2 protein-coding genes and 1 pseudogene are annotated in these 11,969 nt (G+C 21.9%); 1 reads left to right on the top strand and 2 read right to left on the bottom strand.

Features of this window, described 5'->3' with window-relative positions; translation table 11 throughout:
* Nucleotides 1-73: 73 nt before the first annotated feature.
* A pseudogene (locus T523_RS08425) lies at nt 74-307 on the top strand (IS5/IS1182 family transposase); the annotation flags it as partial.
* A 351-nt stretch (nt 308-658) separates the two neighbouring features.
* Here T523_RS08425 and T523_RS08420 read toward each other — a convergent pair.
* Entirely contained in the window at nt 659-5,077 is a 4,419-nt protein-coding gene (locus T523_RS08420; RefSeq protein ID WP_042708529.1) for a hypothetical protein, read from the bottom strand.
* A gap of 972 nt (nt 5,078-6,049) precedes the next feature.
* Nucleotides 6,050-11,710 (bottom strand): right-handed parallel beta-helix repeat-containing protein, encoded by a 5,661-nt coding sequence (locus T523_RS08415; protein ID WP_156929622.1) that lies wholly within the window; start codon nt 11,708-11,710, stop codon nt 6,050-6,052.
* Nucleotides 11,711-11,969: the final 259 nt, after the last annotated feature.

The following is an 11,969-nucleotide window of genomic DNA, read 5'->3' as shown; positions in this document are numbered from 1 at the left end:
TGTTTTAAGCTACTCCTTAAACATATTTAAAAATAAAAAGCAATTAAATAAAAATAAAAGACTATTTAAACGATTAAAAAAAGAATTAATCAGTAAACTCATGAATTGGAAACATTACAAACCAATAAGAGGTAAAATCGAAGACTATTTCAAAGTACTTAAAAATTCATTAGAAATGAGAAAAATACACAAATTTACACCAAAATCAGTAGAAAAAACCTTATATTTATATGTATTATTAGGAACACTACTTGTACAAAACTCAGATACATCAAAAACAGGCCTACAAAAGCTCTCACAAATGTGAAAAATTCAGGCCCCTAATATATATTTATGTTTTTTTTAGATTTTTTATTATACTATTTTATATTATATAATAAGTTAATTATTTTAAATGTAGTTTTTAGCTTTTTTACTATATTTTTTAATAGCTTAATTATTTTAAAAAGTAGTTTCATGTTTTTATATTATTTAATAGCTTATTTTTAAAAATAGTTTTTATATTTAAATTTAAAAAAGTATTAAAAGTGAATAAATCACTTTTATATAAAAAATATTTAATATTTTAAGTACATTTTTATTTTTGCTATGTTTAAGTAATTTTTAAATACTTGTTTTATTTTTGTCATGTTTAAGTAATTTATTTTATGTGTTTTTTTTAGATTATTCTAATTTTTCCAGTAGCTGTTACTTTATTATATCTATTGTCACCAGAATAGCTTACTATATAAGTATATATTTTTTTATTGTTTAGATTAATTTTTAGTGTAGCTATTCCTTTGTTATTAGTTTTTACAGTATATATCTTATTGTTTACTTTTATTTTTAGTTGTTTTTCTTTAATTACTCTATTTTTTCTGTCTTTTAATGTAACTGTTATATATTTAGATTTTGTTTTTTGCCTATAAGTTTTTGTAGGTGCTATTATTTTAAGTGTCTTTTTTGTAATAGTTATTTTTGCAACAGAAAAACTACCTTCATATTTATTATCACTTAAAAAAGCAATTGCAAATGTATAGACTCCAGGAAATGCTAAATTTATTTGAAGTTTTCCAACTCCATTTTTATCAGTGACTACATTATATACTACTCCATTAAATCCAATTTGAAGCATTTTATTACTTATTACTTTGTTATTTTTGTCTTTAAGAGTAAGTTTAAAATAGCCTCCTCTTTCACCTTGATAGAAATCAACAGCTTCTTGAGTCATGTCTTTACATTCTATTTTTGTAGGAATCTTATTTGATGATCCTTTAATTATTAATGTGCTTGTATTACTTGAATTATAATAATTATTGTCTCCATTGTATTTAACTTTAATAATATATGTACCTATATTAAGATTAGTTTTTAATCTAACTATTCCATAATTATCTGTTGTTAAATTATACTCTTTAACTCCATATGCAGAGTTTAGATTTAATGTAATTTTCTTGTTATTAAGTGTATTTCCATTAATATCTTTTAAAGTAATCTCATATAATTCTCCGGTATTGTATTTTATTGTAATATTTTCTAAGGATATGACTGTTGGAGTTTTTAATATGCTTATATTATTTGTTCCATTTACATGTATTCCATAATATATATTATCATATTTATATGTAATTGTGTATATTCCTGGATTTAATTGTATTTGTAATCTTGCAATACCATCTATGTCTGTTGTTAAATTATATGTTCTATAACTTGATTTTCCAATAATACTTACTACAATTAATTTATTAGATTGTGATTTTGCATTTGGATCGTAGAATGTAATATTGAAATATTTATCTTCACCATAATATTGTATAAAGTTATCAGCAGTTAAATTTATGTAATTTGTTGTATTTGAATTAGTATCTTTACTTAATGATATACCTGTACTTGTTTGATTATACCAGCTATTTCCTTGATAACTTACTGTACCTTGGTATTCACCTGGATTTAAATTAACTGTAATATATGAAATACCTTCTTCATCAGTATTTGATTCAAAAGTATAAGTATTGTTTCTTTCATATATTATAAGAATAACTGTTTGATTAGTTATTGCTTTTCCATATAAATCTATAAGTTTTATTAAAACAATATCATTTGTTTTTGTTAAATTTACATTAAGATTTGAAATTATTCTACTTAAAACTTTCTCTACTTTTATTGTAGATTTGGCTTCACATGGACTATAATTTTTATTACCTTTATATATTGCAGTTATATTATAAGTATCAGGTAAAAGATTAATAGCTATTTCAGCATTAGCTTCATCATTTGTTTCAAGTTTAAATGTTTGGCTAATATTACCTTTACTAATAGTTAATTCAATAGTTTCTCCTTTTATAGGATTACTTTCATTATCTAAAAGTTTAACTGAGTAAATATCACCATAACCATATAATGTTTTATTTGATGATATAATCTTTGTATTACTTGGATATATTGTAACATTTAAGCTTATATTAGATCCAGTATACCATTTATCACCTTTAAAGTAAGCATTAATTGTATATTTTCCTGGATTAATTGATAAACTAATATCTGCTCTTCCATTTGGATTAGAGTTTGTAATAAATATATAATGATCTTTACCATTACTTATATTGAAGTATATCATTTTATTTATTAATGGATTATTAAATGAATCTTTTATTATTACATAGAAATCATTGTTTTTACCATAATATATTTGATTATATCCAATAAGGTTAGTTGTTGTTATTAAAACATTTAATAATGCTGTAGCATTAGATTTCTCAAAATAACTATTACCTTCATATTTTATAATTATTGTATACATATCTGGTGTGAGATTAAGTTCTAATTTAGCAAAACCATTATCATCAGTTTTAACTCTATAAGTTTCTTGATTTTCTCCAGTAGAATTTACAAAACTTACATACAATGTTTGATTACTTATTTTATAACCATTAACATTGATTAAAGTCATATTAATATTTTGTTTATCACCATATATTGCATAATTTTCTATTAAAATTTTAGTACTTTTATTACTTATTCTTAAGTTTAATACTTGTTGATCTATTCTTGCAGAAAGTATTGCATCATGATTCTTAAGATTAGAAATTACAAGAACATATCCTGTTCCATTATTTAATAGAATACTAGTTTGATTTATTTTACCATAAGTACAATTAAAGTATACAATTCGTGTATCTGGAACAGTATATTCTGTATCAAATATTTCTTTTTTAGAATTTGTTAATTTATTTAATCCTACTTTAACAGTATAATTATCATTTGTATAATTATCAAGATTTAATGTCATTATAATCCAATTATCTAATATTAAATCTCCAAGGAATCTGTATGCTTTATCTGAGATTGGACCTTCATTTGAGCCCCACCAATTAGATGAAGCATTCATCTTACCTAATCTATTAAAAACATCGTTACCTAAGTATGTAGCTTTATTATTTAAAAATATGGAATATTTAATATTAGCTATATTATAATTGTATATTGCTCCACCATAACTAGCACTATTGTTTATAAAACTAGTATTTTCAACATTTAATATTCCACCATTAAATACTATTCCTTGATTATAATAATCTTGAGATTTTGTATTATTATTTGTATTATTAATAAAACTTGAATTATATATACTTAAGTTGTTTCCATAGTATTCATTACCATTTTTAATTGTTGTATCTCCATAATTTGATATGAAACTAGAATTTATAATGTAATTTGCTCCATTAATACAATGGCCTTGGTTTCTTATGAATTTACAATTTTCAATATATATTGGATTTGCATAGTTTGCTTCAAATCCTATTACTGGTAAAGTATTTCCATATGTATCCATACTTAATCCATTATTATTAATGAAAGTAGAATTTATTATTTTAACTTCAGTTATTGGAGTATAAATTAATCCTGCAGAGTTATCCTTAGAATAAATTGTTCCTATATTATTATCTATAAAGTTACAATTTTCTATATGGATATTGTTGTTTGTTGAGATAACAGTTTTATAATCATAGTAATTTCCATATTTAGTAAATCCTGTGAAATTAGAATTATATACTTTTATTTTTGGATTTCCAAATATTGCAATTCCAGAGATATTCTTAAATGATGTATTATTAATAAATAAATTACCACTTGATTTGTATCCCTGTTTAACATAAATAAGTTTAGGACTTAAAATATTATTAAATGAACAGTTTTCTAGATTAATATCTCCTCCATTTGAGCTTATAATGATATTTGCATTATTTTTATCTGAAATAAAATTAATACCATATATATTTAAGGTTCCCCACTCTTCACTTGTAAATATATTATTGTTCATATATGTTCTAATTGTAACTGGACCATTATATGTTTTAAATGTAATATTTTTTCTAATATTAAGATTAGAATTTTCATATCCAGTATATATTCCTGAGTAAATACAAATTGTATTTCCATTTAAAGCTTTATTAAGTGCTCTACCTAATGTTTTAAATGGATTTTCTTTTGAACCATTACCTGTAACATCATTACCATCTGTAGATACATATATAGTATAATTTGTAAATCCGCGTCCAATTAATAATTTTAATCTTTCTTTATTTACTATTCCATATATAATAGTTTCTTCAGTATTGTTTAGGTATTCTGTTTCAAGTATGTGATTTTTAATAATTCCTGAATTTATTGTAAATTTACCATTTTCACATTCAAAACTTGCGGGAATATCTATAATATCAATATCTTTATCAATATCCCAAGATTTCTTTCCATCAGTAAATTTAAGTGTTAATCTTAAAATTTCATCTTTAGCTCTAATTAATGGATTTTTTGATGTAAAGTTTACAATAATCCAGTTTTCTGGTTTAAATTTATTTTCTATAGATCCAATACTTGGTCCATTATTTAATTTCCACCAATTACTAGATAAATTAACAAATTTTTCTTTATTATTTGAGCCATAAACTTTATATAATGAAGAATATTTTATTGTAAGATTATTATTTCCATTTAGTTGAATAGGTGTGTTAAATAAAGATTTTTTAATATTAACTAATGAATTATAAAAGAATACTCTATAATATCCTTCACCACCATAAAATTTTGAATTTTCCATTGTTATATCTGAATTTGAAATATCTAGATATGCATAAAAGTCTTTATCATAATCTGTATTGTTAATTCTAATTCTTGGTCTTTTATTAGTTCCATTATTATTTGAAATTAAATTATAAGTTATTTTAGAATAATTTAAATCTATATTTCCAAAGTTGTTTAAGTGATTTCTATTAATTAAAGAGTGGTATATAATTAAATTACCATAGTTAATAATATCTCCAGCATTTTCACCTTTATTTAAATCAAGATTTGAATCTTTAATTGTAAAATCACCAAAATTTGAAATACCAGAAATAAATCCTTTATTATTTGTAAGATTACATGAAATAATAGTTAAATTTCCTTTATTATAAAAAGAACTTTCACTATTTTTATCACCATATCCATTAATAATTGTAATTGAATTTAAGGTTAGACTTGTATTTTCTGAAATATTAAAGATAAATGTTTTATTTAATCCATCTATAATAACATTTCCATTTATTGATTTTATTGTTAGGTTTTTATTTATATTGAAACCTGTACTATTATATCTTCCACTGAATATATAGATTATAGAATTATTTTCTGCATTATCAATTGCATAATCAAGACTTTGATATGGTTTATCACGTAATCCATAACCTTCTTTATTACTACCATTTACTGAAACATAAATTTCATTATTAACTTGACATACATTTGATTGATTTATACTATTTTCATTAATATTAATATTATGATTTGTTTCTAAATTAGTAGAATTATATGAAGTGTTATTATTTGTAGCACTAATTCCAGAAATAGATAAAACGAGTATAAATATTAAAATAAGAAAAATAGAATATTTCAGTTTAAATTTGATATTTTCACATCCTTATTTTTTCTAAACTTTCTTAAATTGATAATTTAATTATATAAATAAATTAAATATCTATTTAATTTAATTATATAACTAGTTTAAAAAACAATAAAATGATGATTAATTTAATCATCGATTTTTATCATTTCTTTTTTCTTTTTTATATCCAATATAAATTAATATTGAAAATAGTATTATTACATATATTAATGTATTTGGATCGACTTTTTTAGTATTAGCTAATTTTTCTTTAGTAAGTTCATAAGCTTTTGACAAACCAGATGAAGAACTAGATCCTGAATCGTCTCCATAGGATGATGAAGATGAGCTAGATCCACCTAAACTTTTTCCACTAGTTCCAACAGCACCTTGTCCATGACTATTTCCACTAGTACCACCACTTCCTTGGCCATTAGAATTTCCGTTTCCTCCGTTTCCACTTCCATGACCTTGGCCGTTTAAAGTACCGCCGTTTCCATTTCCATTTCCAGTACCAGTACCGTTTCCATTACCTTCATGGCCTTGACTATTTCCATTACCTTCTGTACCTTTTCCGTTTCCAGGATTAGGTACTAAGTTAATTCCAGTACCACCAGGTAAGCTTCCATGAGTAGTACCATGAGGGTTATTTCCACTAGGATTACCTGAAGGTTTATTGTTATCATCTACTTTATACCAAATAATTTCACTTCTAGACCAATCTCTTTTACTTAAATCAGCAGTTCTCCAGACAGAATCATCAGGTCCATTTGAAGAGCCCCACCAATTATGATTATCTACATCTATATGATTATTATTATATGTTGATATAGTAGATCCTTCAGGTGCAAAATTACCTACAATATTTGAATGTGAAATTTTAATATTTCCATAAACACTTTCAAATGCTCCACCAGTATTTAAACCACGATTATTACTTATAGTTGAGTTATAAATAATTACATGGTTTGTAAGATGGTTATAAGAACTATCACCATGGTAGTTTATTGCACCACCACTTGATGCAGTGTTGTTACTAATAAATGTATTTGTTATTGTAATGTTTCCAGAAAGACTAATTCCACCACCATTTTCAGCAGTGTTATGGGTAATTTTAGAACCATCTATTAATCCGCTACGGCTATTAATAGATAATCCACCACCATCTTTATTTGCTTCATTATTTGTAATATTTGTGGATTTAATTATTAATCTATTAACAGAGGCAAATATTCCACCTCCATTATTACTTGCAGTGTTTTTATTTATTGTTGAATTATATATTTCTAAAGTAGAATTATCTGGAATTTTTAAATTACTAGTAAAATATATACTTCCTCCATTAACTGCAGAATTATAGTTAAATTTACAATTATTTATAATGAGTTTTGAGTTTCTATGATTATATACTACTCCACCAGAACCAAGATTACAACAATTACTTACATCTTTATTATGATTTACACAAAAACCTAAAGAATTCATTGCAGTATTATTATAAAAATTTGAATTATATAAACTACAATTTCCTTCATTATATATTACTCCACCTTCAATAGCAGAATTATTATAGAATGTAGAATTATAAATTCTTAAGTTTTTATAATTTTTAATTACTCCTCCTTTATGAGCAATACTATTAGTAAAACTACTATTAATTATGTTTAAATCACCATAATTTGTAGCTACACCACCAAAGCCAGATACTTCAGTTTTATTAGCATTGAATGCTGTATTATTAATAAATTTTGAATTTATAATGGTTAATATTCCATTATTTAAGAATACAGTACCATTAATAGAGTTTCCTTCAGTAAATATTAAATTTCTAATTGTTAAATTAGTATTATTATTTATTGTAAATAATCTACTTTTATTAAGATTAATTATTACTTTCTCTTTATTAATTCCAGATATTGTAATATTTTTATTTATTATAATATCATTTTCAAAGTAATTTCCATCTTCTAAGTAAATAATTCCATTGTTAAATACTTTACTTATTCCATATTTAAGTGTTCTATAAGGGTTTTCTTTAGTTCCATTTCCGTATTCGTCGCTTCCTTTAATTGAAATATAAATTTCACAAGGAGTATTCTCATAAACTTTAGAATCTTTATGATAAACTGCAGCATTTGCAGTTTTTACATTATTATCACTTACTAGATAATTATATATAATATATGTATTATTAGATTTTGAATCAATGTATATACAGTAATCATTTTTTGAATTTAATGATTCAATATGATTATTTCTAATTATTGTAGAGTTTATATTAGTACAATAGATTCCTGTTTGATTTCCAGGTATTTGATCTTGGATATTATCAACACTTGTATTATTGTTTGAGATTATTATATCATTACTTTCTATAATTTCATTAATTGTATTATTCTCAAAACATACAAAGCCTTTAGCTATAACTTTAATCTTATTTAAATTAATGATTGTATTATTTGAATTAATGGATTTAATTAGTTTTACTATGTCTGTATTGATTAAAATATTATTATTTGATATTTTAGTTGAATTTGAATTATTATTTTCAATTAAATTTAATAATTCTTTAGTATTTCCATTGATATTATTGTTTTTAAATACTGTATTTTCACTATCATCAATTTTTATAAATTCAATATTTGAGCTTCCATTTATAACAATATCATTATTAGATAATGTATTGTTTAATCCATTTTTAATTAGTATGATACTTGCATTTCTTGTATCATAGATTCTGAAAATATTATTATTAAGTTTTATATTTTCTGTATTATTTAAAATAATTTTAAGTTCATTATAAGTATTAAATATCATATTGGATATTATGGAGTTGGAACTACCTTTATTAAATATAATAATTGAAGATATGCTTGAATCAGCATCATATGAACTAATATTTAATGGGATATCAATTATAAATGATTTAACAGTTGTTAAATTTTTAAATAATATTTTATCTCCTTTTTTAATAACTGAATTTAATCTTCCATTAATTTTACTTGTGAAATAATTTAAGAAGTTATAATCACTAATTACATAAGTATTATTTTCAATATTGATTTTAACACTATACTTATAATAGTCTATAATCTTTTTACTATTTGTTTCAATAGTATTTTTAATTATTTCTATTCTATTTGAATTATGTGAAAGATTAATAATTTTACTATCTGTATTATTATTTGTAAATCCTGTAATTCTATTTTCTTGGATTTTAAGATTAGATCCATTATTTATTAAAATACTATTAAAATCACTTGAATTTGAATAGATTTTATTTTCATAGATTAAAGATTTACTAATATTATTTAATATAATAGGATATCCACTATTATTAGAATTAATTATAATCTTATTTTCTTTAATAGTTAAATTATTAGTGTTATTATTTCCATTTAAATATATTCCATAACTTGTATTATTTGATAGAATATTTATGTAATTTTCATTTATTTGGCTGTTATTTAAGGAATCTGTTATAATAGCTTTTCCAGTATCTGATTTTATAACAATATTATTTTTATTTATATTTATGGAATTTCCATTATCATTAGAATTATTAATAGCTATTCCAGAGTTAATAGTTTCAATATAAATATTATTATTCTTAATATTGTTACTATCTGATTTTTCTATTGAAATTCCATTAACTATTTTATTTACTTTGTTATTATTTATTAAAGTAATATTATTTCCTGTAATTTCAATATTAGATGTATTAGATATGCTTATTGCTTTATCATTATTTATATTATAGATTGTTAAGTCTTTAATAACAGTTCCTTCAGAACCTTTAATTAAATCTATTGTAACATTATATAAAAAATTATTATATTGATTACTCATTAAATACATGGTTTTATCAATTATAATTTTTTTATTTGTTAAAATAGTTAAAATTATGACTCTATTTGCACCTTCTTTAAATGTAAAGTTTAAATATCCATCTTTTGTAAAGAAATCATAAAAATTAGTATCATTAATTGTAATTGCTGTTGGATCTGTTAGTATTCCATTTATTATATTATCAAATAAACTATCACTTTTATTATCAGTTATATTTCTATTAATACCAGTTGTTGCATTTGTATCTATTATATTGTTTCCAATAATAGAATGATAAACTAAACCATTAATATTAATACCTTCATGGTCAGATTTTATTCTGTTTCCTAATATTGTATTATTTTCGATTCTAGCATTTTTTATGTTTGCATTAATTCCATATGCATTTGATTCAATAATATTATTTAGGATTCTATTATATGAACTATTAAAGTAAATACCAGGATCTACTGTAGAAAGTATTTTATTATTTATTATAGTATTATTATCATTATTTATTGAAATACCAGTACCATAATTTTTCATTGTAAGTTTATTATTATTACAAGTAGTATTTTTAGAATAGATTTCTATTCCACTGTATATATCATTATTAAAGTATAAATCATTATTGGAAATATTTACATTATTTCCATAAACTTTTATACCACCAAGTATGTTTTGATATGAGATTAAACTATTATTTTCTATTAAAATATTTCTTCCATGATTAATAATACCTGATTCAGTTAAATTAATCATTTTATTTCCAATAATAGTAAGATTTTCTCCATCAACATTAATAGCATCAGATACATGTTCTATTGTATTGTTAATTATACTTGTATTATTATGATATCCATAAACTATTTGCATACCATAAGACATTTGTGATGCAATTTCTGTATATAAGTAATTATTTGAAATATATGTTCCAATACAAACGTCTTTTGCTCCTTCCCATCCTAAATGATTTAAGTATATTGTATTAGATTGGATTGTAGTTAAATTATTATATGATATTATATTATAATTTGATAAATCCATTACTAAACAGCTTGTAGCTTCCAATCTAGAATTTCCAGTATGAAAGGAATTATAAACAATTTTATTATAAGAAGAATTATAAGAGAATAATGCAAAACCAAATTCACATTTTCTTGAATCTATTGTATTAAATGAAATAATATTATTATTTGTATTATTTAAATAGAATCCATAGGGAATTACAAGTTTAAAACCATTAATATCAACAGTAGATTGATTATTTAAAATATTAATCTTAGTAATAGTTGAACCATCACTACCTTTTAATAGGTATATTCCACCATTTCTAATTTTATCATCAGGACTAATACTTGTAATATAAAGTCTTTTATTTATTTTAAATAATCTATTTGTAACATTTCCTATTTTTAAAATATCTCCATTATTAAAAATATCATCAGATAATACTTCACCAGTATATTTATTAAAATATTCTTCATAGTTATTATCTGTAATTATAATGGTTTTTCCAGGATAATTATTATTAGTACTTGAGTTTTTAAGGATATTTCTTGTATTTTCTTCTTTAAGATATGTATTTTCTGTTTTTATATCTTTTACTTTTCTAGAGTTTATATTGTCTTTTGAACTTGTAGAATATTGAATTTTTAGATTCTTTGAATCTGAAGTGTGTGTTGATTGAATTTCTGTATTTTTATTAGAATCTGAAGTGTGTGTTGATTGAGTTTTTATATTCTTTGAGTTTGAAGAATGTGTTGATTGAGTTTTCATATTTGAAGAAGAATCATTTATGACTTCAACATTAGAATTTAATACTTGTTTATCTAATAATCCATTATGATTTGTACTCGAATTTATATCTGAGGCATTAATTGTACTTAAAGTAATTAATGTAAATATTATAATTATTAGTAAGAGATAATATTTCGAATACTTTATCTTTATTTTTTCACCTCCATTAATTATTATAATCAAATTAAAATTTAAATATTAAAGTATTTTTTATTTTATTTAATATTTTAATAATTTAATTCAAAAATTTTTTATTAGTGATAAATTTAATTTGATTATGTTTAAATATTATATTCTTTTTATATATTAAGTTTTTTTAATTATTTTAATTATTGTCTATTTTTTCTATTTTAGTTTTTAATGATATGATTTAAACTAATTTTTATCTTCTTTAATTGTTTTTTCTATTTTACTTTTTGTTTAAGTTTATTATCTAATTTAA

Origin of the sequence: Methanobrevibacter wolinii SH, assembly GCF_000621965.1 — an archaeon.
GTDB classification, from domain to species: Archaea; Methanobacteriota; Methanobacteria; order Methanobacteriales; family Methanobacteriaceae; genus Methanarmilla; species Methanarmilla wolinii.
Note: the sequence above shows the minus strand (reverse complement) of the source record. Positions and strands in the feature narration are given on the sequence as shown.

Bases quoted from the DNA above. Each gene is read 5' to 3' on its own strand.
- T523_RS08420 (WP_042708529.1), bottom strand. From the start codon at position 5,077: ATGGAAAATTCAAAATTTTATGGTGGTGAAGGATATTATAGAGTATTC.